General features: G+C 63.7%; 25 protein-coding genes and 1 pseudogene. 17 read left to right on the top strand and 9 right to left on the bottom strand.

Annotation, left to right across the window (positions count from 1 at the left end):
• Positions 1-10: 10 nt before the first annotated feature.
• The 4 genes from ABW22_RS08305 to ABW22_RS08320 all read left to right on the top strand — a co-directional run bounded on the left by ABW22_RS08305 (position 11) and on the right by ABW22_RS08320 (position 4,762).
• A complete protein-coding gene (locus ABW22_RS08305; protein WP_059754731.1) occupies positions 11-1,558 on the top strand; it encodes an NAD(P)/FAD-dependent oxidoreductase in 1,548 nt (515 codons plus the stop codon).
• Positions 1,559-1,606: 48 nt separating this feature from the next.
• Positions 1,607-1,927 (top strand): TusE/DsrC/DsvC family sulfur relay protein, encoded by a 321-nt coding sequence (locus ABW22_RS08310; RefSeq protein WP_059754734.1) that lies wholly within the window; start codon positions 1,607-1,609, stop codon positions 1,925-1,927.
• Positions 1,928-1,969: 42 nt separating this feature from the next.
• Positions 1,970-3,163: an NnrS family protein gene (locus tag ABW22_RS08315; RefSeq protein WP_059754738.1), complete on the top strand. Its 1,194-nt coding sequence runs from the start codon at positions 1,970-1,972 to the stop codon at positions 3,161-3,163.
• A 303-nt stretch (positions 3,164-3,466) separates the two neighbouring features.
• Positions 3,467-4,762 (top strand): peptidase U32 family protein, encoded by a 1,296-nt coding sequence (locus ABW22_RS08320; protein ID WP_059754741.1) that lies wholly within the window; start codon positions 3,467-3,469, stop codon positions 4,760-4,762.
• Positions 4,763-5,111: 349 nt separating this feature from the next.
• Here the strand turns inward: ABW22_RS08320 and ABW22_RS08325 are convergent, their stop codons facing one another.
• Both ABW22_RS08325 and ABW22_RS08330 read right to left on the bottom strand, forming a co-directional pair.
• Positions 5,112-5,393, bottom strand: coding sequence for a helix-turn-helix domain-containing protein (locus ABW22_RS08325; RefSeq protein ID WP_059754744.1), 282 nt, complete (start codon positions 5,391-5,393; stop codon positions 5,112-5,114).
• Positions 5,390-5,728, bottom strand: a complete 339-nt coding sequence (locus tag ABW22_RS08330) for a type II toxin-antitoxin system RelE/ParE family toxin (protein WP_059754748.1) — start codon at positions 5,726-5,728, stop codon at positions 5,390-5,392. Before ABW22_RS08330 ends, ABW22_RS08325 begins: the two co-directional genes overlap by 4 nt.
• Before the next feature lie 313 nt (positions 5,729-6,041).
• On the opposite strand from ABW22_RS08330, the gene ggt reads away from it, so the two are divergent.
• The 6 genes from ggt to ABW22_RS08360 all read left to right on the top strand — a co-directional run bounded on the left by ggt (position 6,042) and on the right by ABW22_RS08360 (position 10,110).
• Positions 6,042-7,874 (top strand): gamma-glutamyltransferase, encoded by a 1,833-nt coding sequence (gene ggt / locus ABW22_RS08335; RefSeq protein ID WP_059755239.1) that lies wholly within the window; start codon positions 6,042-6,044, stop codon positions 7,872-7,874.
• 178 nt (positions 7,875-8,052) lie between these two features.
• Positions 8,053-8,280 (top strand): hypothetical protein, encoded by a 228-nt coding sequence (locus ABW22_RS08340; protein WP_059754752.1) that lies wholly within the window; start codon positions 8,053-8,055, stop codon positions 8,278-8,280.
• A gap of 120 nt (positions 8,281-8,400) precedes the next feature.
• Entirely contained in the window at positions 8,401-8,700 is a 300-nt protein-coding gene (locus ABW22_RS08345) for a DUF1540 domain-containing protein (protein ID WP_059754756.1), read from the top strand.
• A gap of 64 nt (positions 8,701-8,764) precedes the next feature.
• Positions 8,765-9,121, top strand: coding sequence for a DUF2173 family protein (locus tag ABW22_RS08350; protein ID WP_059754759.1), 357 nt, complete (start codon positions 8,765-8,767; stop codon positions 9,119-9,121).
• Positions 9,122-9,133: 12 nt separating this feature from the next.
• A complete protein-coding gene (locus ABW22_RS08355; RefSeq protein WP_059754762.1) occupies positions 9,134-9,481 on the top strand; it encodes a DUF2173 family protein in 348 nt (115 codons plus the stop codon).
• A 293-nt stretch (positions 9,482-9,774) separates the two neighbouring features.
• The gene (locus tag ABW22_RS08360) at positions 9,775-10,110 is read left to right on the top strand and encodes a DUF2173 family protein (protein WP_059754765.1); all 336 of its coding nucleotides are present in this window, start codon (positions 9,775-9,777) and stop codon (positions 10,108-10,110) included.
• Positions 10,111-10,208: 98 nt separating this feature from the next.
• Here the strand turns inward: ABW22_RS08360 and ABW22_RS08365 are convergent, their stop codons facing one another.
• From ABW22_RS08365 to ABW22_RS08375, 3 genes are all read right to left on the bottom strand, one after another.
• Positions 10,209-11,078, bottom strand: coding sequence for a hypothetical protein (locus tag ABW22_RS08365; RefSeq protein ID WP_157648581.1), 870 nt, complete (start codon positions 11,076-11,078; stop codon positions 10,209-10,211).
• Between the two features lie 340 nt (positions 11,079-11,418).
• Positions 11,419-14,130 carry an aminopeptidase N gene (pepN, locus tag ABW22_RS08370; protein WP_059754770.1) on the bottom strand — a complete coding sequence of 904 codons (2,712 nt, stop codon included), beginning with the start codon at positions 14,128-14,130 and terminating at the stop codon, positions 11,419-11,421.
• 365 nt (positions 14,131-14,495) lie between these two features.
• Complete coding sequence (locus ABW22_RS08375) at positions 14,496-15,326, bottom strand: hypothetical protein (protein WP_059754773.1); 831 nt, start codon at positions 15,324-15,326, stop codon at positions 14,496-14,498.
• Positions 15,327-15,714: 388 nt separating this feature from the next.
• On the opposite strand from ABW22_RS08375, the gene ABW22_RS08380 reads away from it, so the two are divergent.
• The 6 genes and pseudogenes from ABW22_RS08380 to ABW22_RS08395 all read left to right on the top strand — a co-directional run bounded on the left by ABW22_RS08380 (position 15,715) and on the right by ABW22_RS08395 (position 19,207).
• The gene (locus ABW22_RS08380; protein WP_237763277.1) at positions 15,715-16,590 is read left to right on the top strand and encodes a formylglycine-generating enzyme family protein; all 876 of its coding nucleotides are present in this window, start codon (positions 15,715-15,717) and stop codon (positions 16,588-16,590) included.
• A 112-nt stretch (positions 16,591-16,702) separates the two neighbouring features.
• On the top strand, positions 16,703-16,957 hold the full coding sequence (locus ABW22_RS17995; RefSeq protein WP_237763278.1) for a hypothetical protein: 255 nt from the start codon (positions 16,703-16,705) through the stop codon (positions 16,955-16,957).
• 28 nt (positions 16,958-16,985) lie between these two features.
• Positions 16,986-17,587: pseudogene (locus ABW22_RS08385) on the top strand (GGDEF domain-containing protein).
• A gap of 191 nt (positions 17,588-17,778) precedes the next feature.
• Complete coding sequence (locus ABW22_RS18265; RefSeq protein WP_269083907.1) at positions 17,779-17,907, top strand: hypothetical protein; 129 nt, start codon at positions 17,779-17,781, stop codon at positions 17,905-17,907.
• Positions 17,908-17,956: 49 nt separating this feature from the next.
• Positions 17,957-18,910, top strand: coding sequence for a DnaJ C-terminal domain-containing protein (locus ABW22_RS08390; RefSeq protein ID WP_059754776.1), 954 nt, complete (start codon positions 17,957-17,959; stop codon positions 18,908-18,910).
• Positions 18,911-18,913: 3 nt separating this feature from the next.
• On the top strand, positions 18,914-19,207 hold the full coding sequence (locus ABW22_RS08395) for a chaperone modulator CbpM (RefSeq protein ID WP_059754778.1): 294 nt from the start codon (positions 18,914-18,916) through the stop codon (positions 19,205-19,207).
• A gap of 119 nt (positions 19,208-19,326) precedes the next feature.
• Here the strand turns inward: ABW22_RS08395 and ABW22_RS08400 are convergent, their stop codons facing one another.
• The 4 genes from ABW22_RS08400 to ABW22_RS08415 form a co-directional block, all read right to left on the bottom strand.
• Positions 19,327-20,292, bottom strand: coding sequence for an NAD(P)/FAD-dependent oxidoreductase (locus ABW22_RS08400; RefSeq protein WP_059754781.1), 966 nt, complete (start codon positions 20,290-20,292; stop codon positions 19,327-19,329).
• A gap of 187 nt (positions 20,293-20,479) precedes the next feature.
• A complete protein-coding gene (locus ABW22_RS08405; protein ID WP_059754784.1) occupies positions 20,480-20,908 on the bottom strand; it encodes a GNAT family N-acetyltransferase in 429 nt (142 codons plus the stop codon).
• Complete coding sequence (locus ABW22_RS08410; protein ID WP_059754787.1) at positions 20,901-22,196, bottom strand: MFS transporter; 1,296 nt, start codon at positions 22,194-22,196, stop codon at positions 20,901-20,903. The genes ABW22_RS08405 and ABW22_RS08410 overlap by 8 nt, the downstream gene beginning before the upstream one ends.
• Positions 22,196-23,998, bottom strand: a complete 1,803-nt coding sequence (locus ABW22_RS08415) for an ABCB family ABC transporter ATP-binding protein/permease (RefSeq protein WP_059754790.1) — start codon at positions 23,996-23,998, stop codon at positions 22,196-22,198. Before ABW22_RS08415 ends, ABW22_RS08410 begins: the two co-directional genes overlap by 1 nt.
• Positions 23,999-24,082: 84 nt before the next feature.
• Between ABW22_RS08415 and ABW22_RS08420 the strand changes: the two genes are divergently transcribed.
• Positions 24,083-24,430: an ArsC family reductase gene (locus ABW22_RS08420; protein ID WP_059754792.1), complete on the top strand. Its 348-nt coding sequence runs from the start codon at positions 24,083-24,085 to the stop codon at positions 24,428-24,430.
• The last annotated feature ends 1 nt before the right edge of the window (position 24,431 follow it).

A 24,431-nucleotide genomic window follows, 5' to 3' on the forward strand; every position in this document is an offset into this window, starting at 1 on the left:
GGAGACTGAAATGACTCATGTTGTCATCCTGGGTGCCGGCATCGCGGGTGTATCCGCCGCCTACGCACTGAAAGCCAAACTGGGCCCGCGCGACGAAGTGACCGTGGTCTCGGACAAGCCCTACTTCCACTTCGTGCCGTCGAATCCGTGGGTCGCCATGGGTTGGCGCGAGCGGTCCGACATCGCCTTCCCGATTGGGCCCTATCTCGAATCGCGCGGCATCAAGTTCATCCACAGCGCGGTCAAGCGCATCCAGCCAGACGTTATCCAGGTCGACCTGGAAAACGGTGACGTGCTGTTCTACGACTATCTTCTGATCGCCACCGGCGTGACCGGCATGACCGATGAGATTCCCGGCCTCGCCGAGCACACTCATTCGGTGATTCACGTTGACCAGGCCGAGCGCGCCCTGGCGGCGTATCGCGAGTTTGTGCGCCATCCAGGCCCCATCGTGGTGGGCGCGGCGCCAGGCGCCAGCGTACTGGGGCCGCTCTACGAATACGCCTTCCTGGTCGACGCCGACCTCAAGCGGCGCAACATCCGCGAGCGGGTGCCGATCACCCTGGTGACCCCGGAACCCTGGCCCGGCCACCTCGGCCTCGGCGGCGAAGGCGCCAGCCGCGGCGCCGTGACCGCCGCATTGATGGATACCAAAATCAGCGTGATCTGCAATGCCCGCACGCTGCGCATCAACAAGGACACCATCGAGGTAGTCGAGCTCGACGCCGCCGGCAACGAAAAGCAGACCCATACCCTGCCCTATGCTTATTCGGTGTACTGGCCGGCCTTCGGCGGCGTGCCGGGGGTGCGCAACTCGCCCGGGCTGGTCAACGAGCGCGGGCTGGTGGTGGTGGACGAGTATCTGCGTAACCCCGACTACCCCAATGTGTTCGCCCTCGGCGCCTGCGTGTCGCAGCCGCCGGTGGAAAAAACGCCGGTGCCGGTGGGCGCGCCCGACTCGGTGTATTCGATCCAGAAGGCCGGCGAGATCGTGGTGCAGAACATCCTCGCCCAGCTCGGCGATGCGCCGCTGGTGAGCCACGTGCCGCAACGCGCCAAGTGGCTGACCGACATGGGCAATACCGGTGCCGCCTATCTGTCGGAACCGCAGGTGCCGCTGCGCGACATCAACTGGATGCGCCAGGGCCGCTGGGTGCACCAGGCCAAGGTCGATTTCGAAAAGTACTTCGTCAACAAGATCCGCCTGCAGCCTGCGGACCAGGCCCCCTCGGCGGCCTCCCGGATTGCCGGCGTGATGAGCCGGCTGCTGGCGGAACCGGGCGGCACGCCTGCGCCAGTGACCGTATCCGGCGGCGGCAAGCCACTGGAAATCCGCCTGCCGCAGGATCCCTGCATCGAACTGCGGGCGCTCGCCAAATCGCTGGGACGCGAGCCCAACGCGCTGGCGGCCGAGTTGCTGGCCGCCGCGGTGTCCGACGCCAAGTTATATCTGAACGAAGACGGGGTCGAGGCGATGGCGCGCTCGCGACGCGAACTGCTGGTGGAAGACCTGCCGGAGCGCCAGCCTGGAGTCGAGTTCCACGGCGGCGGCACCTGACCGCAATCGCCGCAAGACTTTTTTAACCGCCGCACAGGAGAACCCAGCATGCGCACCGACCTGCCCGAACGCGACGCCGAAGGCTATTTGATCGACCCTGCCGACTGGAACGAGGACGTGGCCCGCGCCCTGGCCGAGGAGGAGAACATCCAGTTGAACGACGACCACTGGGACGTCATTCGCTTCATGCGCGAGTACTACGAGGAACATCAGGTCGCGGCCGACGCGCGCTTCGTCATCAAGCATCTGGCCGAACGCATGGGCCGGGAAGCGCAGAAGAAGCTGTTCGAGCTGTTTCCCTATGGCTACGTGAAGCAGGCCTGTAAGATTGCCGGCATGCGGCGCCCGCGCGCCTGGAGCACGGGCTGATCGCCCGCACCCGGATACCTTGACCACAAATCAATACCAAGTATGGCCTTGCTTCCTCTCGACGATCTCGACAAACATCCCCCGCTCACCGGCTGGGCCCCCTTCGCACTCGGCTTCCGGCCTTTCTTCCTCGCCGCCGGCGTCTTCGCCGTGCTGCTGATGGCGCTGTGGCTGCTGGTGCTGCGCGGCAGCCTCGACCTCGGCGAACTGCCGCCGCAGGTCTGGCACGGACACGAAATGCTGTTCGGCTTCGCCGTGGCGGTGATCGCCGGCTTTCTGCTCACCGCCGCGCAGAACTGGACCGGCATCCCCATACTGTCCGGCCCGCCGCTCGCCGCGCTGTTCCTGCTATGGCTGGCCGGGCGGCTGGGCTTCCTGGTGCCGGGCCTGCCGGCGGAGCTGGTTGCGCTGGTCGACTTGGCGTTCCTGCCTGCGGTGGCGCTGGTGCTTGCCGTGCCCATCCTCAAGGCAAGGCAGTTGCACAACGCCCCCTTCCCCGTCCTGTTGCTGGTGCTGACGGCGGCCAATGCGCTGGTGCATCTGCAAGCGCTCGGCTGGGCAGACACGGCCGGTCTTGGCTTGCACCTCGCCACCTACGTGGTGGTGACGATGATGGTGTTGATGGGCGGGCGGGTGATTCCCAGCTTCACCGACAACAAGCTGAACACCCGCGCGCGGCGCTGGAAAACCATCGAAATCCTGGCGCCGGTCGCCACCGTTGGCGCGTTGCTTGCCGCGCTGGCCGCACCCTATTCGCTCGTCACCGCCCTGTTCGCGGCGATCGCAGCGGCGGTGCATGTCATCCGGCTGGTGGGCTGGTATACGCACAAATTCTGGTCGGTGCCGCTGCTGTGGATCCTGCACCTGGGCTATGCCTGGATCGCGCTCGGCTTCGCGCTGCTGGCCCTGTCGGCAGCCGGAATCAGCACCGCTGCCGTCAGTGCGCTGCATGCCTTCACCACCGGCGGCATCGGCGTGCTGACTCTGGGCATGATGGCGCGGGTCTCGCTCGGCCACACCGGGCGGGTGCTGGAAGCAGCGCCGCTGATGACGCGGGCCTTCGTCGCAATCAATCTCGCGGCGCTGCTGCGCGTCGCGCTACCGCTGCTTTTCCCGGGCGTGTATACGCAGAGCATGACGGCTGCCGGACTGCTGTGGATGGCCGCGTTCGGTCTGTTCGTCGTGGTGTATGCCCCCATGCTGCTGCGCCCGCGGGTCGACGGCAAGCCGGGCTGAATAAGCGTTCTGTCCGGGCGCATCGGCACCTCCAGTCGTGCCATGCAGAACGGCGCGATAGCCGTCAGGGTGCGCATGCGGGCCACACCCGAAGGGGCTATTGGTGAACCGAATGCCCATGTGGCCAGATATCGGCCGTAGTGTGCTGCAACACGCCGCTTGCTCGCTCAACGCGGAATCTCAACGTTTACAATAACCGGGGCAGGCGGATAAGCAGCGACGACTACGGGCCGTAACCAGACCCCGAACGGTTCTGTTTTTCTGCTATCAACCCCTCGGTCATTCAACGTGAAGCACACCCCTATGCGCCAACCCGAGTTGCTGGCACCCGCCGGCTCCCAAACCATGCTCGAAACCGCGCTCGCCTTCGGTGCCGACGCGGTTTATGCCGGCCAGCCGCGCTACAGCCTGCGCGTCCGCAACAACAGCTTCCGTGACGAAATTACGCTGGGCGTCGGCATCGAATACGCGCACAGCCGGGGCAAGCAGTTCTTTGTCGTCAGCAACATCTTTCCGCACAACTCCAAGCTGAAAACCTACCTGGCCGACATGGCGCCGGTCATCGCCCTCAAGCCGGACGCGCTGATCATGGCCGACCCGGGCCTGATCGACATGATTCGAGAAACCTGGCCCGACATGCCCATCCACCTGTCCGTACAGGCCAACACCGTCAACTACGCGGCGGTGCGTTTCTGGAAAAAACTCGGCATCCGCCGCGTCATTCTTTCGCGTGAACTCTCGCTCGACCAGGTCGCCGAGATCCGCCAGGAATGCCCGGACATGGAACTTGAAGTCTTCGTGCATGGCGCGCTGTGCATCGCCTATTCCGGCCGCTGCCTGCTCTCGGGCTACTTCAACCACCGCGACCCCAACCAGGGCGCCTGCACCAACTCCTGCCGCTGGGAATACAACCCCCTCCCCGGCAAGGAAGCACCGGACGGCGACGTGTATTTGCTGGAAGAAAAACAGCGCGCCGGCAGCTACATGCCCATCGAAGAAGACGAGCACGGCACCTACATCCTCAACTCGAAAGACCTGCGCGCCATTGAACACGTGCAGCGGCTGACCGAAATCGGCATCGACTCACTCAAGATCGAAGGCCGCACCAAGTCGCCCTACTATGTGGCGCGCACCTGCCAAACCTATCGCCAGGCCATCGACGATGCCGTCGCCGGCCGCCCGCTCGATCCGGGCTTGCTGCGCGAACTCGACGGCCTGGCCAACCGGGGCTATACCGGCGGCTTCTACGAACGCCACCCGGATCGCGAATACCAGAGCTACCTGAAGAGCCATTCCGAGTCGGACCGCAGCCTCTATGTCGGCGATGTCATGGCGTATGACGCGGCAGGCCTGGCTGAAATCGACGTGAAGAACCGGTTTTCGGTCGGCGACCGCATCGAACTCATTCACCCCAGGGGCAACCTGGAACTGACGATTACCACCATGCAAGGCAAAGACAGCACCCCGGTCAACGTCGCACCGGGCAGCGGCCATCGCGTCAGCATTCCCATACCAGCGGGCTATGAGGGCGCATTCGTCGCGCGTTTTGTCGCAGAGCACGACCAAACACCTGCCATCCTGCCCAACGCCCCAGTCTGATGGCTGCTTAGCCGATGAGCCGGTGTTTCGCGTACCGGCTGGCAAGGCCGGCTCATCGGCCTTTGCTAACGGTCACCGCCGCCTGATACCCAACACTCGGCAGTGACTGCTTTCGATCATGCTGAATTGGCGCTTTCGACCCATTTCGGACTGTCAGGCTGGGCAATCCTTATGTCTGGTTCTCGGCCTTATGCAAAGCTTTCCATAAGGCCGAAAACCAGACGCCTGCAACAACTGCCCTGAATGACCGTTCCTGGCCGGCAACTGCCCCAGGCAGACGAAGCCACTTTGTGCACGCAGGGTTCACTTGGGACCGGAAAATAAAGCCCGGCAAACGTTGCAACTTACCCTATGCAGCTTCCAGCACACGCATTTCGACGTGCAGGCCTGCGGCTGCCGCCATGTTGACCAGGGCATCCAGGGCAAACAAGTCGATCTTGCCGCGCATGAGGTCAGAGACGCGCGGCTGCGTGACGCCGAACAGCTTGGCAGCTTGCGACTGGCTGATGCCGACGCGGGCGATATGATTTTTCAAGGCCATCATCAAGACCGAGCGGAGCTTCATGTTTGCCGCTTCCTCGGGCGTGTCCTCGATGGCATCCCACACGCTGGCAAATCGTTTATTGCTCATTGTTCTATCTCCTTCAACAAATCCCGGTAGCGTTTCGCTGCCAAGTCGATATCCGTCTTGCTGGTTTTCTGCGTTTTTTTCTGAAAGCAGTGCAGCACATAGACGGCATCGGCAAACTTGGCGACATAGATCACCCGATACGCGCCGACTTCATCCCGAATCCGGATTTCCCGCACGCCCTGGCCTACCGTTGTCATCGGTTTCCAATCATCCGGTTCGCCGCCTTGCTGTACCTGGCCGATCTGGTGTCCAGCCTCGCGCCGCGCCGAGATGGGGAAGACACGCAGATCATCGAGGGCGCTGCCCCGGAACTCGACCGGCTTGGTATCTATCATTGGTTTAATTATACAAATATTTGTATGTAGCGCAAGCCCTTACTGGGCCCTATTTTCCGTTCCTGGAGACAACCCCATCAAAAAGCCGCTCGCACATGACGAGGTCAGGCTTTCGAGGCCAAAGGAGGAATGCTACGAAATCGCAGTAGCGTTCGGCAATCATCATGTTGGGGGTGATGCCGGCACGGAACTGTCATTGCGCCTGCAGATGAAACCCGGCTGCAACTCCAGAACAGGCCATCGCAGCCCGCGCATTGACGCGCGCGGCCAAACCAGTGCAGGCTTGGGGCTCTCCCGTTATTCGCCGACATCCATGTCCCTCCGCTCGCTTTGCACGCGCTGGCTCGCGCTCTTCGCTTTGTTTTCCACCTCGGTACTGGCCGCCTCGCCCGACGGCGTGGTGGCGGTATCGCACCCGGCGGCGGCCGCTGCCGGCGCGCGCATGCTGGCTGCGGGCGGCAACGCCATCGATGCGGCGGCGGCGGTGCAGTTCGCGTTGAACGTGGTCGAGCCGCAGTCGTCCGGCATCGGCGGCGGCGGTTTCATGCTGATTCATCTGGCGAAAACCAGCGAAACCTTCATCGTCGATTCACGTGAGCGTGCGCCGGCTGCGGCCAGCGCCGACATGTTCGCGCCGGACGGCTTGCCGATGCAGTTTCCGCTGGCTTCGACCAGCGGCCTTGCGGTGGGCGTGCCGGGCACTCTGCGCGGCGTCGACACCGCGCTCACCCGCTGGGGCACGAAGACGCTGGCGGACACGCTGGCGCCGGCGATCGAGCTCGCCGAACAGGGCTTTCGCGTCAACCGCTTCCTTGCCGCCGACATCGCCCATGACGGCGGTCGCACCCGGATTCATCCCGAAACCGCGGCAATTTTCCGCCCCGGCGGCGTGCCCTTGGCCGAGGGCGACTGGCTGGTGCAGCCCGAGCTCGCCAAAACCCTCAAACGCATCGCCGCCAAAGGGCCGGATGCCTTCTATCGCGGCGCCCTCGCACGGGCGATCGTCAAGGCGCAGCAGCGCACGCGCAGCGAACTGGGCGCAGCCGGAAAAGGCCGCATGACGCTGGCCGATCTCGCGCAGTATGAGGTCGCGATCCGTCAACCCCTGGTCGGCCACTACCGCGGCTGGACGCTGGCGGGCATGCCGCCGCCCTCTTCCGGCGGCCTCACCGTGCTGCAGATGCTGGGCCTCTTGGAGCATTTTCCGCTCGGCGACGCCGCGCAGGGCTACGGCTTCGGCAGCCCGAAAACCCTGCACACCATGATCGAGGCGATGCGTCTGGCGTTCGCCGACCGCGCGCTGTGGATCGGCGACGACGATGCCGCGCCGCTACCGCGACAGGGCCTGCTGCATCCCGACTATCTGGCGACGCGCGCTGCGCTGATCAAAACAGACAGCCGCATGGACCCGCCGCAGGCGGGCGATCCGCTGCCCTGGGATTCGTCCACCGCCGTGCGGCCGAAACCATCGCGCACCCCGCAGGAAAGCCCTCACACCACGCATTTTTCCATCGTCGATCGCTGGGGCAATGTGGTGAGCTACACCAGCACCATCGAATACACCTGGGGGGCGGGCATCACCGTACCGGGATACGGCTTCCTGCTCAACAACGAGCTCACCGATTTCAACTTCATGCCCGCAGCCGACGCCGCCGAAGGCAACCCCGGCGCCAATGACGTCGCGCCCCACAAGCGCCCGCGCTCCAGCATGGCGCCCACGCTGCTGTTCAAAAACGGCAAGCCGGTCGCCGCCTACGGCTCGCCCGGCGGCGCCACCATCATCAACACCGTGCTCAATGTCACCCTCAACTTGATCGACCACGGCATGAGCATGCAGCAGGCCATCGCCGCCCCGCGCCTGTCGGTCACCCACGCGGCGGGCCAGGTGAAGTGCGAAGGCGGCGCGCCCTTCATGCAGCCGCGTTTCAGCGTCGCCACGCAGGACGCCTTGCGCAAGATGGGGCATGCGAGATTGGGCGAAGCGGGGACCGAGGGCTGCCAGGAAACGATCGGGGCGGTGCAGGCAGTCGTCATCGACCTCGCGTCCGGCACCCATCACGGCGCCGCCGACCCGCGCCGCGAAGGAACAGTGGTTCAGGTCGGCCAGCGCCTTGACGGAAACCAGGCTCGGAAGAACTACCCGTAATTCAAGGAACGCCGACGAAATGTCGCATTGAGAAAATCGGTGCTGCGCTCGCAACACGTCCTTTTGGGCCGCGCGTATGCCCACTTTAAAAACGCGGATAGTTTGCTAAAGTGAATGAAGTGAGTGGCATCCCCCGGTCTTTTTTCAATCCGGCTGCCCGGGGTCAAGGAGGTGAACAATGGATATTGTTGACATGATCGTCCATGTAAACGAGACGATTCCCACCGAGAGAATGCACGAGCTGGAAGACGTGGTGCGGACCGATGCCTGCGTCATCAGCGCCTGCAGTTCGAACGAGAATCCCCATCTGCTGATGGTGACCTACAACCCCGCGTGCACGAGTTCCGGCTACGTCTTGAATATGATTCAGGCGCAAGGCGTTCACGCCAATCTGGTCGGGCTCTAGCAAGCACCTTCGCGGCGGCGTTTCGCCTCCGATACGGTATCGCGCAACGCGCCGCGAGCCCCGCTGGATTTCATGCACCTACGCTTAGCTTCAACACGCTTAGCTTCAAGGAGGACTCCCATGAAACACATGACCATCGACATGCCGATCGTATCCGAATGCCTGGCGAGTGAATGCGCCTACAACGTCGACATGAATTGCCACGCCAAGGCGATCACCGTGGGCAATAGCCTGCATGCAGGCTGCGATACCTTTTTTTCGGGTTCGGGCCACACCAGGGCGACCACCCGGACGGCAGGAATCGGCGCCTGCAAATCCACCAACTGCGCATTCAACGAGGATCTGGAGTGCATGACGGACAGCATTCGCGTGGCCCCGGCAGGTCAGGCGGTCAACTGCATGACTTACTCGCCGCGCTAATCGGCAACCGCCCCGGCCAAGGCGCCATCCAAGTTTACGATCTACAAACCGTGGAGGGATGCCTATGTCACGATCATCCGAATTACTCAAGCTGCCTGGCGCGGTTGCCGCGGGTCTCTTTTCCCGCAAGGGGTTTTTGGAAGAGTTCGAAGGCCCTTTCCCTGCCAGCGAGGCTGCCGGGCTGGCAGGCTTGTGTTCCGCCATTACGCTGACAATGGAAATGCAGGGGCTGCTGCTGGAACGCTTAACCGGGGAACCCGGCTGGGCAGGCTGTTACGGCTGGGCAGCGTGGGGGCCAGGAAGCGCCATCGTCGCGGTGGACGACAGCATGTGCATTGTGCAGACACCGGCAACATCCTTCGACGAAGTGTTCTCGGCCATGCGAACGGCAGCGGGCGTCGAGGTCAGTGAAACCGAATAAAAGGAGAATAAGATGCCGACCCTGGATCAACTCATGCAGCTGCCGGGCGCTTATGGCGCGATCGAATTTTCCTGCGCGGGCGAGTTGGGTGACATGCGCGGCGAGCTGGAGCCGGATTTCGCCGAAATCGTCGCGCAGATGTGCGCCGCCAACATGGCCATCTATCGCATGCAAGCCACGGGCTGGGCGAAGCATACCGGTCAGCGGGGCTTCCTGCCCGAACGCGGCTTTGCCTTCCTGAGTCTCGACCATGTGATGATGGGGATGGACGGAAAGGCTGTCCTCGGACATAGCCTGGGGTTCAACTACGACCGGGCTTACCAGCTCTTCAATGAAAATGCCCAGGGAGACGCCGAATAATTCACTATTTGTCATTGCGAGCGCAGCGAAGCAATCCAGAATGCCAGCGGAATCAAAGAACTCTGGATCGCCACGGCCCTGCGGGCCTCGCGATGACGAAATCAATCAGCGCTTCCCTAGGGAGACGCTGATTAATCCGTCTTTGCGAGGAGCGAAGCGACGCGGCAATCCAGAAATGCCTGCTTAATCAATGCGCTGGATTGCCGCGCTTCGCTCGCAATGACGGTTATATCGAATTAATCAGTGTTTCCCTAGCAGCCCGGAGGCGATGGTGTCACAGAAGGAGATAGACCATGACGGATCTAGCGAGTCTGCTTGAGATCAAGGGCGTGGTCGCAGCCCTGCGCTTTTATGATGACGGCACTCTGATGGAGGCGGCAGGCGAGATCGATCCGCTGCATACGGACCTTGCCGCGGAGTTGTGTTATGCCAATGGGCGCATCCTGCATCACAGCAGCGATGTCCTCACGACCATTTCCGGCAAGGCTGGCTGGCCGCCGCGGGGATGGATGATGATGGGTGACGAGCTGTCCATCTGCACCATCGCGAATGTGGTGTGTTTCGTGAAAAATAGCGAGGTGTCTTTCAACGAAACATTGAAAGTCCTGTCTGAGATTGAAAGTCAATAAAAACAACATCCTGGACAGGACAGACAGAACGCCGACCCGACTTGCCTGCACCCGCACCATAGAATTGCCCATCCTCAACCACCTTGCGGGTCGACAGATCAGCGCGACCCCGCCATGGACCGGTTGAAACTGTCGATGCAGTTCTTCAGGTTCTGGGTGACGCTTGCCTTGTCGCTCACCTGACAATCTCCGGCGTCGATGCCGGGACGGCGGTCGGCAACAGCACTGCCGACTGCTGAAAAAGCGGGGGCGTCTGCAGGCACAGGGGCGGGAGCGTCCGCTGCCCTTTCCTTCGCGACGCCTGTCTGTTCAAGTTTTTTTTGCATCGCCAGCAGTTTCGCCTGGAGGTGTTCTTTTTCCTGCGCGGATTGCAGCAGCATCAAAGCCATCGCGCCGATCAACACCAGCAGCATGGCACTTGCCCCCGGTATCCACACCCATTTGTTCGACAGCATGGCAAGCACGCGCCGGATGCGGCCAGGCTGCACCGTGTCCTCATCGCTGTCTGAATCGTCCTCGCTGAACGCTGTCGCGTCCCTGTTCCGTCCCGCGCCGGGGATTGACTCGTCCGCCTCGAGCACTTCCGGTTTGGGCTGTTGGCGGAATGTGGTTTTCAGCCGCGCCAGCAAAGACCGTTGGGGCGCGGACGCTTCTTCCTCGATGGCACTTGCATCGGCTTGTTCCCGGGCGGGCGCTTCACCGAGCGCGGCTTGATCCGGCTCCACGGGCTGTTCCGGAACAGGCTTATGCCCCCGGCTGAAGAATTGTTTCAGGCGTTCGAAGCGGCCGACCTGGGGTTCGGCGGTGTCAGCGGCGGCGCCCGGTTCTGCCTCGACCTCGACCGGCCGCACGTCCATCGACGCTTCCGGGTCAGGTGTTTCCAGTTGTTCCGGGAACGCCGCAGCCGGCTTGCGCCAAAAGGCGAGCCGGGAAAACCCATGCACGAGTTTTGCAGTTAATCGGTTCAAAGAGAGCGTCCCTTGCCGGTGCGTGTAAACCTAGAAACCGCAGTTGGACGCGCTCGATGGTGCGTCTGGGCGGGTGGATGCCGCGAAGCGAGGAGGCGGCAGGCCGGGGCCTGCAACGACGGGCGACCAAGGCAGGCGAACGACCAGGCGTGCCAGCGGGTGCGTAGCGGACTCACCCTGTAGGGGGGCGTGGCCGAGGGCAGAAAAACCAATATCCATGCTGCATTCCTCAGGGTGATGCGCGGTCAACTGCGGTTTTTAGGTTCAATATGTTTTGTTTTAATAGCGGCTAAAACGCGGCCAAGTTGAGCGGGAAGCCGCGCCCGGCAAGGCGCTTGTCTTACTTCAAGGCGTTGCCGACAACTTCGGCTACGTCTTTCGCCAGGTTCTCGCAGGCTCTGATCCGATCCAGCGCAGCCCGTGCGTGGCCCTGGCGCACGGCATCGAACTGGCGCCAGCGGTCGAAGCTGCGCGCCAGGCGCGAAGCCACCTGCGGGTTGATCGCCTGCAGTTCGATGATGACGTCGGCCGCCAGCGCGTAGCCGCTGCCGTCCGCCGCGTGGAAGTGGCGGGGGTTGGCGGCGCAGAAGCTGCGCACCAGGGCATAGACCTTGTTCGGATTCTTCAGGTCGAAGGCCGGGTGCTGCATGAGTTCGCGCACCCGCGCCACGGTGCCGGGCAGGCGCGACGTCGCCTGGACCTGCAGCCACTTGTCGACTACCAGCGCTTCGCCCTGCCAGTGCGCGTGGAACGCCGCGAGGGCGGTCTCGCGTTCGGGCAGATCGAGATTGGCGAGGGTGGCCAGCGCCGCGATGACGTCGGTCATGTTGCCGCGCTGCCCGGACTGGGCCAGCAGGCGCGGCAGCACGGCGGCGCGCAGAGTGGCGTCGTCGCTTTCGGCAAGGTAGCCAAGGCAGAGGTTGCGCAAGGCGCGGCGGCCGACCTGGGCACCATCCGGGGCGTAGGGTTCGGACGGCGCGAGCGCCGTCCACACGGCCTCGAAACGTTCGCGCAGTTGGGTGGCGAGGTGGCGCCGCAGGTTGACGCGGGCGCGATGGATCGCTTCGGGATCGATAATCTCGCCGCGACCGGCCATCGCCTCGGCCAGCACCTGCTCGGCCGGCAGGACCAGGGCCTCGGCGGTCAGCGCGGGGGCGTCGGTGAGGCCGGCATCGAGCACGCGGCCGCAGGCGGCGACGAAGTCAGCTGGAATCCAGGCGTCGCCCTCGCCGCCGGCCGCGATGCCGGCGAGCAGGACGCGGGTGGCGAGGCGCTGGCCGGCTTCCCAGCGGTTGAACGCATCGGTGTCGTGTGCCATCAGGTGGGCGAGTTCGGCATCGGTCTGCTCAAAATCAAGCTGCACCGGCGCGGAAAAGTCACGCAGCAGCGAGGCGACCGGCGCGGCCGGAATGTCCTCGAAAACGAAGGTTTGCGTGGCAGCGGTAAGCGACAGCACGCGCGTGGTGCCCTGCGGCGCGGTCTCGCCTGCAAGACGTAACGGCGCATCCGTGCCGTCGGGCAGCACCAGACCAAGGGCGACCGGGAAATGCAGCGGGCCTTCGACGATCGGCATGCCCGCATCCGCCAGGCGCTGCTCGTAGGCGGTCGCGGCGAGGCTTTGCGTGAGGGTCAGCGTGTAACGCCGGGACGCTGCGTCCCATGCACCCTCGGCTTTCAGGCGCGGCGTGCCGGCGCGGGCATACCAGCGGCGGAACTGGGTGAGGTCAACGCCTGCGGCATCCTGCATGGCGGCGACGAAATCCTCGCAGGTGACGGCCTGGCCGTCGTGGCGCTGGAAATAGAGATCCATGCCCTGGCGAAACGCCTCGCGCCCGATCAGCGTGTGGATCATGCGAACGACTTCGGCGCCCTTGTTGTACACCGTGGCGGTGTAGAAATTGTTGATCTCGGCGTAGGACGCCGGACGCACCGGATGCGCCATCGGGCCGGCATCCTCGGGGAACTGACCGACGCGCAGGGCGCGCACCTCCTGGATGCGGGTAACGGCGCGCGAATGCGTGTCGGCGCCGAATTCCTGGTCGCGGAAGACGGTGAGGCCTTCCTTCAGGGACAACTGGAACCAGTCGCGGCAGGTGACGCGGTTGCCGGTCCAGTTGTGGAAGTACTCGTGGGCGACGACGCGGTCGATGGCCTGGTAGTCGCCGTCGGTTGCGGTATCGGGGCGGGCCAGCACGTACTTGGTGTTGAAGATGTTGAGGCCCTTGTTTTCCATCGCTCCCATGTTGAAGTCGCTCACCGCGGCGATCATGTAGTGGTCAAGGTCCATCTCCAGGCCGAAGCGTTCCTCGTCCCAGCGCATCGCCTTCTTCAACGCAGCCATGGCGTGGCCGCACTGGTCGAGCTTGCCGGGTTCGACATACACCGCGAGGCGCACCGTGCGGCCGGAGCGGGTGACGAATTCATCCTCCAGCATGTCCAGACTGGCGGCGACCAGCGCGAACAGGTAGGCCGGCTTGGGAAAGGGATCCTCCCAGCGCGCCCAGTGGCGTGAGGCATCGTGCTCGCAGGTGCCGGATGCAACCCGGTTGCCGTTGGACAGCAGCTGCGGGAAGCGCTCGCGTTCAGCCTCGATGGTGCAGGTGAAGCGCGCCATCACGTCGGGGCGGTCCGGGAAGAAGGTGATGCGGCGAAAACCCTGGGCCTCGCATTGCGAGAAGTAGCCGTCCTTGGAACGGTAGAGGCCGGAGAGCTGGGTATTGCTGTCCGGCTCGATGCGCACCACGGTTTCGAGCAGGAAGGCATCCGGCAACGGGCCGGCATCCTCACCCATGATGCTCAGCGTGTCATCGGCAACGGTATAGCGCGCGGGGGCGAGCGCGTCGCCGTCGAGGCTGACCGCCTGCAACGCGAGTGCCTCGCCATTCAGAACCAGGGTGCCGCCGGCCCCCTGCGGATTGCGCCGGCAGGCAAGCCGGGCGCGGACTTCAGCGTGACCTTGATGGATCGCGACATGGAGATCGACCGTGTCGACCAGCCAGGTGGGGGGCGTGTAGTCCTTGAGGTAGATCGTGTTCGGGGTTTCGGTGCGCATGGGTCATTCCTGGAAAATACGTTCAAAACAGTGGGCACCGCGACACGGCGCTCGGATTATGGGTGCCATGTAGGAGGCCCGCCCTCGGGCCGAATGCGGGCGGTGGTGCGGCGCTGGCATTCGCGGCGGGGGCGCCGGTGCGTGATTGTTGCCGATTTATCGGTTTTACCTTGGGCCTATCCGGTTTGTTGCCAAAACCAATTCCCTGTAGATACCGCCTTGGGTACGCTCAATCACTTTGGCAACAAACCGGATAGGCAAGGTTTTTACAACCACGGCCTACCCCTTGCAAGTGCTCCCACAAAGGCTTGTTGGAGGCCCGCCCCGGATGAGTTTATGCAGCAATAGGCAATTCCGGATTGGCCTCAGGCGGCCGCGAGCATCTGCTTGCGGTACTTGTTGAGTTCGCGCACGTTCTCGAACGGCTGGCCTAGCAAGCTCGACAGGTTGCGAAGAATACCGCCTACCACCTTGTTTTCCCAGGTTTCGTCGAAGCATATCTGCTCGTCGAGCCAGTGTTCGAGCCATTCCGGATTGGGCAGGCGCGACTGGATGGTGTCCTGCGGGAACAGGGCTTCGTTGACGTGCAGGTTGGTGGGGTGCAGCGCCTTGTCGGAGCGCTGGCTCGACGCCATCAGGAAACCGATCTTGGCGAACGCGGCGGCGACGCCCGGCCCGCCCTGCTTCAGCGCGCGCTTCATGTATTGCAGATAGGCGCCGCCGTGACGCCCCTCGTCGCGCGAGATAGTTTCGTAGATGCGCTTGATCACCGGTTCGGTATGCCATTCCGAGGCGCGCTTGTACCACTGGGTGAGGCGCACTTCGCCGCAGAAATGCAGCATCAGGGTTTCCATCGGCGGTGCCGGGTCGAACGGGAAGCGGATCGCGTGCAGCTCTTCCTCGGTCGGCGCGAGTTCGGGCTTGAAGCGGCGCAGGTATTCCATCAGTACCAGCGCGTGCTTCTGCTCCTCGTAGAACCAGATCGACATGAAGGCGGAAAAATCGCTGTCGTGCACGAAGTCGCGCAGGAACATTTCGGTGGCCGGCAGTGCCGCCCACTCGGTGATGGCGTTCATCTTGATGGTCAGCGCCTGCTCGTCGGTCAGCTTGCTGGCGTCGAACGTGTCCCACGGAATGTCGGTTTCCATATTCCAGCGAGCGCGTTCGAGGGATTTGAAGAGGTCGATGTAGAGCATGTCGGTTGTGGGCGCGGGAGGGTCAAAACGCTACCCGGTACGCCTTGGTTGACGGAGTGGAGGACATTTTAGTTTCAAACTGCCGGTTTGCCGTCCTTTGCCGTCCGCCAGCTGGCCGGCAAACAAATCCTGAAATTCGGGCACCAGCCACACGCCGACGCTCGGCTTGCGGATCGGCTTGACGCCGTAACCACCTGCCCACAGTTGCAGCCGCGACTACCGGGACGCCGCCGAGGAACACTATTCCCGCCTGCCGGTGCTGAAATGGCTGATGCGCGGCCTCGCACGCCAGGCAGCCACGCCTTGTAGGCAGCATTGCTTACGGCCATCTGCCGCATTTTCAGCATCCGGGAAATGGCATAATCAAATCCCCTGTTCGCACCCGACCATGATGAATCCCGACCTCACCCACATTGCACCGCCCAACACGTTCGCCCTGTCCGAGGGCGCGTTGATCACGCTGCAGACTCAGGCCGCGCAGACACTGGGCTTGCCGGACGTGCATTTTCACGACGCGCGCTCCGACGGCAGCGCCGCGCCGGAACTCGCGGTCATTCCGGCGGGCATATTTGAATACGGCGCAGCGCCGGAGGAGGCCGCACCCGAGCAGGAACGCCCGCGCAAAGCCGCACTGATCGAGCGCGGCTTTGCCATCGGGGTGAATCCGGTCACCACCGAAGAGTTCGAGGCCTATGCCCGTGCCAGCGGCTGGAAGCCGCGCGAGGAACTGCTGTGGCTGTCGGGCCGCATGCCGGTGATCGATGTGCGGCAGACCGATGCGCGCGATTACTGCGCCTGGCTGTCCAGCGAAACCGGCCAGCACTACCGCTTGCCCACCGAGATGGAATGGGAATATGCCTGCCGCGCAGGGGCCACCACGACGTACCCATACGGCGACAACATCGGCCCGGACGAAGCGGTCTACAACGTCAGAAAGGATCTTGATGCAACCCGCCCCCAAAGCCCGCAACAGCTGACGAGCCGCATGGCCCGCTGCGGCGTGAAAGAGGCCGGCAGGCTACGCCCCAATCGCTGGGGCCTTTTCGACATGGCGGGCAATGTGTGGGAATTCACCGCCAGTCCGTGGACCCGCGACCATGCCAGCCTGCCCGACCGTCCCCAGCCCGGTGGGCCGCAGGCCGTCGTCACCAAGGGCGGTTCCTGGTTCGACGGCCCCGAGGACTGCCGCGCCGCTGCACGCCGACGCCGGCTGGAGAACGAGCTCGACATCAATCTGGGCTTTCGCGTAGCACGCGAGGTTTAGAACAGCCGGGTGATGCGCGAAATTCAAGATGGCTGCGTGGTGCGGCACCTGATTATTCCGGCGCAGCTTGCGGAATAACTGTCCGATTAATAACAGGTTTATGAACATATGCATGTCTAACCTGCCCACCGAAACCGATACGTTCGTCGCCGAGCTCGATGCGGCCGTCGAGGCGCATATGAACTGGACCCGCCGGATTCTCCGCTGCGCCGTACTGCGCTTGACGCCCGGCGAGGATGTGCTCGATCCATGGCGCACACCCTGTGCCGTTTCAGCGCCTGGTTCGTGGAAAACCGGGACCAGTTCGTGGCGCTGGATGCACCTGCCGCCCACCGCGTCGAAACGGTGCACCACAGACCATGCATGACGCCATACGATCGCTGTGCACCCATGTCATGACCGGCGCAACGGGGCATTTCGTTGATCTGGACTGTTTTGAACAGTCGCAATCCGAACTGATCGGCCTGCTGGCCAGTTTCAAGACCCTGATCCTTTCCAGATCCGTGCGAAGCGATCCGCTGACCGAACTGCCCCTGCGCTACGGCATCGAGAACGACTTCGCCCTGTACCAGAAGGAAGCCCGGCGCAACCGCACCCTGCTGTATGTCGTGTTGATCGATGTGGACCATTTCAAACCGATCAACGACACTACGGGCACCACGTGGACGACATGGTTTTGCGCCACCTCGCCGGCACGCTGAAGCAGAGCTTGCGCATCGACGAGCCGCTGTATCGTTATGGCGGGGAAGAATTTATCTGGCTACTGAAAAGCAAATCCGCCGAAGAGGCCATCAAGTCCGCACGTCGCGTCCTGGCAACCGTCGGCACGACCCCGGTGCCGATCGCCTACGACGAAACCCTGAGGCTAACCATCACCCTTGGTTTGGCACTGGCCGATGAAATGGAGGATATCTCCAGCGTCATCAAGCGTGCCGACATGGCGCTGTATGAAGGCAAGCGAAGCGGACGCAATCGTTACGTCATCGCCGAGCCCTGACCGGGTTCCCACGCGGCTGCCCGCCCCGGCGAACGAGACAACCGCAATACTTGAGTCATGAATTTCTCGCCCTCTCAAACCTGCATGTGTTCACTGATTCCGCGTGCTTACCCTGATTTCGGCGCATGGGTGCCGGCATCACGGCTTGATCGTGCGTGCACTAGTGTTGCGAACCGGAAATAACGGAACAAATGAAACAGATGGATTTTTTCGCCAGGCTAGGCGCAGAACAGCAGCCGTATGGGGTATACGGCAATGGGCTGCAACGACGCATGGCGGAAAAAGATGCTGTTTCATGTTTCGTTATTTCCGGTTCGTGACACTAGACTTCAGTCATAGAAAGCCCAGCCGCGAACACAAGGAACCCGCATGCAGTTCAAGGACTATTATCAGACCCTGGGCGTGGCGCGCGACGCCACCGCAGACGAAATCAAGAAGGCCTTCCGCAAGCTCGCGCGCAAGTACCATCCGGATATCTCCAAGGAGGCGGATGCCGAGTTGCGGATGAAGGAGGTGAACGAGGCCAACGCCGTGCTCTCGGATACGGAGAAACGCGCCGCCTACGACCAGCTCGGGCGTGGCTATCAGCCCGGCCAGGATTTCCGTCCCCCGCCGGACTGGGACGCCGGTTTCGAATTTACCGGCCAGGGGTATTCGCCCCGCGAAGCCGCCGACTTCAGCGATTTCTTTGCCGAGTTGTTCGGCCGCATGGGCGGCACGCACGCGGGTGCCCGACCCACCCACGCCGGTTTTCGGGCGCAGGGCGAGGATCACCACGCCAAGGTGCTGCTCGATCTGGAGGACGCCTTCAGCGGTGCCACCCGGCAGATTGCCCTGCGGGTGCCGCAGATGAACGCTCAAGGCCGGGTTCAACTGGCGATACGCACCCTCAACGTGAAGATTCCCAAAGGCGTTCGCGCAGGTCAGGTGATCCGGCTGGCGGGTCAGGGCGCGCCGGGGATGGGCGGATCACCCGCGGGCGACCTGTTGCTCGAAGTGCAGTTCAAACCGCATCCGCGCTTCCGGGTGGACGGACGCGATCTCCACCTGAACCTGCCGGTGGCGCCATGGGAAGCCGCCCTCGGGGCCATCGTTGCGGTGGACCTGCCGCATGGCAGCGTCAAGGTGCGCATCCCCAAGGGCGCCCAGAGCGGACGGCAATTGCGGGTGCGCGGTCACGGCATTCCCGGCCAGCCGCCCGGCGACCTGCTGCTCGATCTTCAGGTGGTGCTGCCGCCGGCCGACACCCCAAAGGCGCGGGAATTGTATGAAACCATGGCGCACGAACTGGCGTTCGACCCGCGCCATCAAGGGAGGGCGTGAGCCATGCGTGACGATGACATCCTGATTGGCAGCCTGATGGAAGATTCCTGGCTGACCCTGGAACAGGTGGCCGCCGCCTGCAGGGTGGAACCGGCCTGGCTTATCCGCCATATCGAGGAAGGTCTCTTCCCCTGTGCCGAAAGCGTGGCGAATACCTGGCGCTTTTCCGGTGCAAGCCTGCTGCGCGCACGGCGCATGCGGCAATTGGAGCGCGATTTCGATGCCGTGCCCGAACTGGCCGCCCTGGTGGCTGATCTGCTGGAAGAAATGGACGCGCTGCGCACGCGACTGCGTTAAACGGAAGACCGACATGGCGACAGAAAGCGCGCGAACATACACGATGGCATTGCGGTCAGGTGCATTTGCTGCTCGTGTGACGAGGATGAGGACGCCCCGCTCCATACTGGACTGCCGGTTCAGATCACCAGCTCTTCCCTGGCCTGAATCAGCGCCTGCGCCAATCTCACACCGCTTTCCCAGGCACGCTCGACCCCCGCACCGGCGATGCCGTCGCCAATCAGGGCGACCCGGTTTTCGCGATCACCCAGCCAGAAGCCGCCGACCGTGGATTCCGGCTGGGCGTAGCGCCACAGGTGGGTCGCCTCGACCTCAACCGGCCACGGCAGCCCCAGCAAGCCCATCAAGGCCGAGGCTGCGCGGGTGCTGGCTTCCTCGACCGAGGCTTCGAGATAGGTTTCGGCAAATTCATGGCTGCTGTGCACCGCCCACAGGCCGGGGCCGTCGGCGGTCTGGCGCACCGCCAGATCCAGCAGATGGTCGTCGAACTTGATGACGTCGGCCTGGGGGCCGCCTTCCCAACGCATCAGGAACGACCAGATCGGGCGGTAACGCACCTCGCCCAGGCGTTCGCGCAGCAGCGGCAGCGCGTCGAGCATGGGGATGGCTTGCGGGGTGGGCACGCTGCAGATCACGCAGTCGAAATCGCCGAACACCCGGCCGTCTTCCATGGTGATGGTGCGTGGCTGCAGGGTGGCAACGCGTGCCAGGGTGTGCAGGCGCGCGTTGCCCAGCAGTTGGTGCACCAATTGCGAGGGTTCGATGGTGGGCCGGTAATGGTTTGGGAGCTGCACCTGCGACCACGACAGGTTGGCGCGCCCTTGCAGGACGTCGCCCCGCACCGGGGTCAGCCAGCCCTGGCGCACCCAGTCACGCAGCTGACTGCGGAAGGGATCACGCTTGGCCGAAATAAAGGGACTTCCCAACGTGGCCCAGCCCTGTTCGGTGCGCCGGGTCGACAAACGCCCGCCCGCGCCGTGGGCCTTGTCGAACACCTCCACGTCCCAGCCTGCTGATGCGAGCGTTCCTGCGCAACTGGCGCCGGAGATGCCCGCGCCAACGATGCCTGCCCTGAGTCTTGCCATATTTTTGCTTACCTCTGTTGTGACGTGCGGGATGTTCGTGAATCCGTGAGGCCGGGTCACTGCCACTGAAACGAGACGTGGCCGGCAACGCGCAGCCTATGCGAACCCAATATTATTCATGACGAACTCTATCAGTAAATTCTTACATGCCAATGCAATAAGCCTGATCCGCTTGATGATGTTGCGCTCAGGTCAGTTTTTTATGCATGACCACGTGCGGGATACCGGCCTCTTCGTATTCTTCCCCCATGGAGACAAAGCCTGCGCGCACGTAAAAATCGGCGGCGTGCGTCTGCGCGCTGAGCTGGACAAGGGCGTGTCCACGCGCCAGCGCCGCACTCAAGGCCGCCGTCAGCAAGGCACGGCCGACGCCGCGACCGCGCCAGGCCGGCAGCACCGCCATGCGACCGATGTGGCCGTCGGGCAGCAGGCGGGCGCAGCCGATGGCTTCTCCCTGATCGTCGATGGCGAGCAGGTGCACGGCGCCGGCATCGTCGGCGTCCCATTCCAGGTCCTCGGGCACGCCCTGCTCGTCGACGAACACCGCGCGCCGGACGCGGGACAGCCGCGCCTGCTCGTGCGCCCAGTCGGTGAGCAGGATGCTGAAGTCAGGCATGCTCGGCCTCCAATGTGAAGCGATGCGCCGCGCGGCGGCCGCGGTCGGCCCGGATCCCGCGCAGCACCCATAGGCCGGCGACGAACCAGGCAGCGGTGATCAGCAAGGCCTGGCGATGGTCGCCGGCCGTCAGCCAGCTGGCGATGCCATAGGTCAGCGGCCCGACGATCGAGGCGCATTTCACCGCCAGCCCCCACAGGCCGAAGAACTCGGCCTGGTGCGCGGGGGGTGCCAGCAGTGCGACCATCGCCCGGCCCGCCGACTGCGACGCACCCATGCACAGCCCGGCGATGTTCGCCGCCAGCCAGAACAGCCCCTCGCCTGGCGCGGCCCAGGCGATCAGCACCATCGCGATCCAGCCGGCGAGCGTCAGGGCAATCGCCCGCACATGGCCGATGCGGTCCTGCACATAGCCGAATGCGAACGCGCCGATCGCCGCGGTAATGTTGACCACCAGCACCAGCACAATGGTCCGCTGCGTGTCGAAGTGAAACACCTGGCTGGCATAAATCGCCGCCAGCGTGATGACCGCCTGGATGCCGGCCTGATACAGCACAGTACAAATCAGAAAGCGCTTAAGGTCGGGCAACTGGCTCAGATGACCAAGGGTGTAGCGCACCTGCCGCCAGGCGTTGCGCGGGGTGTGCTTAGGCTGCGGCGTGGCGCGCTCGCGCAGCATCAAGAGCGTGGGCAGGCTCGCCAGCATGAAGATCGCGGCGGTGATCAGCATCGCCACCGGCACGAAATTGGCTGCGCCCAGCCCCTGTGCCTGCGCCCAATTGATGTACGCGAGGCTGGCGCCGAGCGACACCAGCCCGCCAACATAGCCGAGCGACCAGCCCCAGCCCGAGACGCGGCCGAGCGCGCGCGGACGCGCAAGCTCGGGCAGGAAGGCTGCGATGAGATTTTCGCCGGTGCCGAAGAAATAGTTGGAGAGGATGAGCGCAGCGATCGCCAGCCCCAGCGCGCCCGGCGCGGCGAAGGATAGGGAGGCGGTAAAGCCGACGCAGCCCAGCGTGGTCAGCCACAGCAGCTTTTTCTTGCTGGCGTGGGCGTCGGCCCAGGCGCCGATCAACGGTGCGGTCAGCATCACCAGCGCGTAGGACACCGCCAGCGCCAGGGTCCAGGCGAGGGTCGCCCACGGCGCATTGCCGGCGACGACGGCGACGAAATACGCACTGAACACGGCGGTGATGACGACCGTGGTGTAGCCCGAGTTGGCGAAGTCGTACATCGCCCACGCCCACACTTCGCGGCGCGGCACGCCGGGCTGCAGCAGCTTTTCCATCAGTCCGCGCCGTCCTCGGCCTCGGCCTGCTGCTGCAGCGCCCACATGTGCGCGTACACGCCATTTCTCGCCAGCAGCTCGGGATGCCGCCCCCGCTCGACGATGCGGCCGCCTTCGATCACCAGGATCTCGTCGGCTTCGACCACGGTGGACAGGCGGTGCGCGATGATGAGGCTGGTGCGGCTTTTGGCGATTTCCAGCAGCTCGGCCTGGATGGCCTTTTCGGTCTTGGTGTCGAGCGCCGAGGTGGCTTCGTCCAGGATCAGGATGGCCGGATTTTTCAGCAGGGTGCGGGCAATCGCCACCCGCTGCTTTTCGCCGCCCGACAGCTTGAGACCGCGCTCGCCCACCACCGTATCCCAGCCCTGCGGCAGGCTTTCGATGAACTGCAGGATGTGCGCGGCACGCGCGGCCTCGATCACTTCATCGCGGCAGGCGTCCGGCCGGCCGTAGGCGATGTTGTAGTAGATGCTGTCGTTGAACAGCACAGTGTCCTGCGGCACCACGCCGATGGCGGCGCGCAGGCTGTCCTGCGTGACCTGGCGGATGTCCTGGCCGTCGATGCGGACGCTGCCGGCGCCCACGTCGTAAAAGCGGAACAGCAGCCGGGCCAGCGTCGACTTGCCGGCGCCGCTGGACCCCACCGCCGCCACCGTCTTGCCGGCGGGAATGGTGAAGCTGACGTCGTGCAGGATCGGTCGGTCGGGGTTGTAGGCAAAGTTTACCTGCTCGAATTTCACCTCGCCGGCAATCACGTCGAGCGCCTGCGCATCCTGCGCGTCCTCGACTTCGCGCGGCCGCTGCAACAGCGCGAACATGCGCTCGACATCGGTGATCGATTCCTTGATCTGGCGGTACATCACGCCAAGAAAGCTCAGCGGCTGGAACATCTGCAGCAGGAAGGCGTTGACCATCACCAGATCGCCCAGCGTCAGCGTGCCCTCGACCACGCCGTCGGCGGCGAGCAGCACCATCAGGGTGACGCCGATGGCGATCACCCCCGCCTGCGCAATATTCAGCAGGCCCAGCGAGCGCTGCGACTTGAGCGCCATGTTCTCCCACTCGATCAGGCTGTTGTCGTAGCGACGCGCCTCGTATTTTTCGTTGCCGAAATACTTGACCGTCTCGTAGTTCAGCAGGCTGTCGATGGCGCGGCCATACGCTTCGGAATCCAGCGCATTGGCGCGTCGCACGAACTGGGTGCGCCACTCGGTGATGGTGATGGTGAAGCCGATGTAGGCCGCCAGCGTCACCAGGGTAATCAGCCCGAACACCCAGTTGAGTTTGACGAAGAGGATGCCCGCCACCATCAGGATTTCCAGAATGGTCGGGGTGATGCGGAACAGCAGATAGCCGACCAGGCTCGACATCGCCTTGGAACCGCGCTCGATGTCGCGGGTGATGCCGCCGGTTTGCCGCTCGAGATGAAAGCGCAGCGACAGCGCGTGTAAATGCTGGAACACCGCCATGCTGATGCGGCGCATCGCACGCTGCGTGACCTTGGCAAACACCACGTCGCGCAGGTCGGAAAACGAGGTGCTGGCAAAGCGCAAGATGCCGTAGCCCAGGATGAAGGCCAGCGGCAGCACCAGTTCCGGGCGCGGCTGGTCGAGCGCGTCGATGATTTCCTTCAGCACCAGCGGCACCGCCACCGAGGCCAGCTTGGCGCCGATCAGCAGCGCCAGCGCCAGCAGCACGCGGCCGCGGAATTCCCACAGATAGGGGAACAGGCGGCCGATCGAGCGCAGGCTGGGTTCGCCGATTGGCGGTGGCGGAGAATGGGAATGATCGGGATGGAACATCAGGTCGGTTAGAATCGAGGCTTGTTTTCTTTCCCGATTTTACGTCCATGCGCGGATGATTCCGCCCCGGACGACAGAAATGGCATGAAGCTCTACGGCATACCCAACTGCACCACGGTGAAAAAAGCGCGCGCCTGGCTGGCCGATCACGCGCTCGACGTCGCCTTCCACGACTTCAAGAAACAGGGCGTCGATGCCGCATGGCTGCGCGCGGTTGTGGCGCAAACCGGCTGGCAGGCGCTGGTCAACACGCGCGGCACCACCTGGCGCAAACTCACCGATGCGGAAAAAGCCGCCGTCGCCGACGAGGCCAGCGCGATTGCATTAATGATTTCGCAGCCCAGCGTGATCAAACGGCCGCTGCTGGAACGCGACGGGACATATCATCTGGGTTTCGCCGAAGACCAGTACCAAACTTTATTTGGAGCATGAC

It is taken from the genome of Thiobacillus denitrificans (genome assembly GCF_001530125.1).
Lineage (GTDB): Bacteria > Pseudomonadota > Gammaproteobacteria > Burkholderiales > Thiobacillaceae > Thiobacillus > Thiobacillus denitrificans_C.

Coding starts and splice junctions, on each gene's coding strand:
- ABW22_RS08405 (WP_059754784.1), bottom strand. CDS start 20,908: ATGCCTGACTTCAGCATCCTGCTCACCGACTGGGCGCACGAGCAGGCG.
- ABW22_RS08390 (WP_059754776.1), top strand. CDS start 17,957: ATGCAGTTCAAGGACTATTATCAGACCCTGGGCGTGGCGCGCGACGCC.
- ABW22_RS08330 (WP_059754748.1), bottom strand. CDS start 5,728: ATGATAGATACCAAGCCGGTCGAGTTCCGGGGCAGCGCCCTCGATGAT.
- ABW22_RS08375 (WP_059754773.1), bottom strand. CDS start 15,326: ATGCTCTACATCGACCTCTTCAAATCCCTCGAACGCGCTCGCTGGAAT.
- ABW22_RS08415 (WP_059754790.1), bottom strand. CDS start 23,998: ATGTTCCATCCCGATCATTCCCATTCTCCGCCACCGCCAATCGGCGAA.
- ABW22_RS17995 (WP_237763278.1), top strand. CDS start 16,703: ATGTCTAACCTGCCCACCGAAACCGATACGTTCGTCGCCGAGCTCGAT.
- ABW22_RS08320 (WP_059754741.1), top strand. CDS start 3,467: ATGCGCCAACCCGAGTTGCTGGCACCCGCCGGCTCCCAAACCATGCTC.
- ABW22_RS08420 (WP_059754792.1), top strand. CDS start 24,083: ATGAAGCTCTACGGCATACCCAACTGCACCACGGTGAAAAAAGCGCGC.
- ABW22_RS08315 (WP_059754738.1), top strand. CDS start 1,970: ATGGCCTTGCTTCCTCTCGACGATCTCGACAAACATCCCCCGCTCACC.
- ABW22_RS08400 (WP_059754781.1), bottom strand. CDS start 20,292: ATGGCAAGACTCAGGGCAGGCATCGTTGGCGCGGGCATCTCCGGCGCC.
- ABW22_RS08350 (WP_059754759.1), top strand. CDS start 8,765: ATGTCACGATCATCCGAATTACTCAAGCTGCCTGGCGCGGTTGCCGCG.
- ABW22_RS08345 (WP_059754756.1), top strand. CDS start 8,401: ATGAAACACATGACCATCGACATGCCGATCGTATCCGAATGCCTGGCG.
- ABW22_RS08410 (WP_059754787.1), bottom strand. CDS start 22,196: ATGGAAAAGCTGCTGCAGCCCGGCGTGCCGCGCCGCGAAGTGTGGGCG.
- ABW22_RS18265 (WP_269083907.1), top strand. CDS start 17,779: ATGAAACAGATGGATTTTTTCGCCAGGCTAGGCGCAGAACAGCAGCCG.
- ggt (WP_059755239.1), top strand. CDS start 6,042: ATGTCCCTCCGCTCGCTTTGCACGCGCTGGCTCGCGCTCTTCGCTTTG.
- ABW22_RS08360 (WP_059754765.1), top strand. CDS start 9,775: ATGACGGATCTAGCGAGTCTGCTTGAGATCAAGGGCGTGGTCGCAGCC.
- ABW22_RS08305 (WP_059754731.1), top strand. CDS start 11: ATGACTCATGTTGTCATCCTGGGTGCCGGCATCGCGGGTGTATCCGCC.
- ABW22_RS08380 (WP_237763277.1), top strand. CDS start 15,715: ATGATGAATCCCGACCTCACCCACATTGCACCGCCCAACACGTTCGCC.
- ABW22_RS08325 (WP_059754744.1), bottom strand. CDS start 5,393: ATGAGCAATAAACGATTTGCCAGCGTGTGGGATGCCATCGAGGACACG.
- ABW22_RS08310 (WP_059754734.1), top strand. CDS start 1,607: ATGCGCACCGACCTGCCCGAACGCGACGCCGAAGGCTATTTGATCGAC.
- ABW22_RS08355 (WP_059754762.1), top strand. CDS start 9,134: ATGCCGACCCTGGATCAACTCATGCAGCTGCCGGGCGCTTATGGCGCG.
- ABW22_RS08340 (WP_059754752.1), top strand. CDS start 8,053: ATGGATATTGTTGACATGATCGTCCATGTAAACGAGACGATTCCCACC.
- ABW22_RS08395 (WP_059754778.1), top strand. CDS start 18,914: ATGCGTGACGATGACATCCTGATTGGCAGCCTGATGGAAGATTCCTGG.
- pepN (WP_059754770.1), bottom strand. CDS start 14,130: ATGCGCACCGAAACCCCGAACACGATCTACCTCAAGGACTACACGCCC.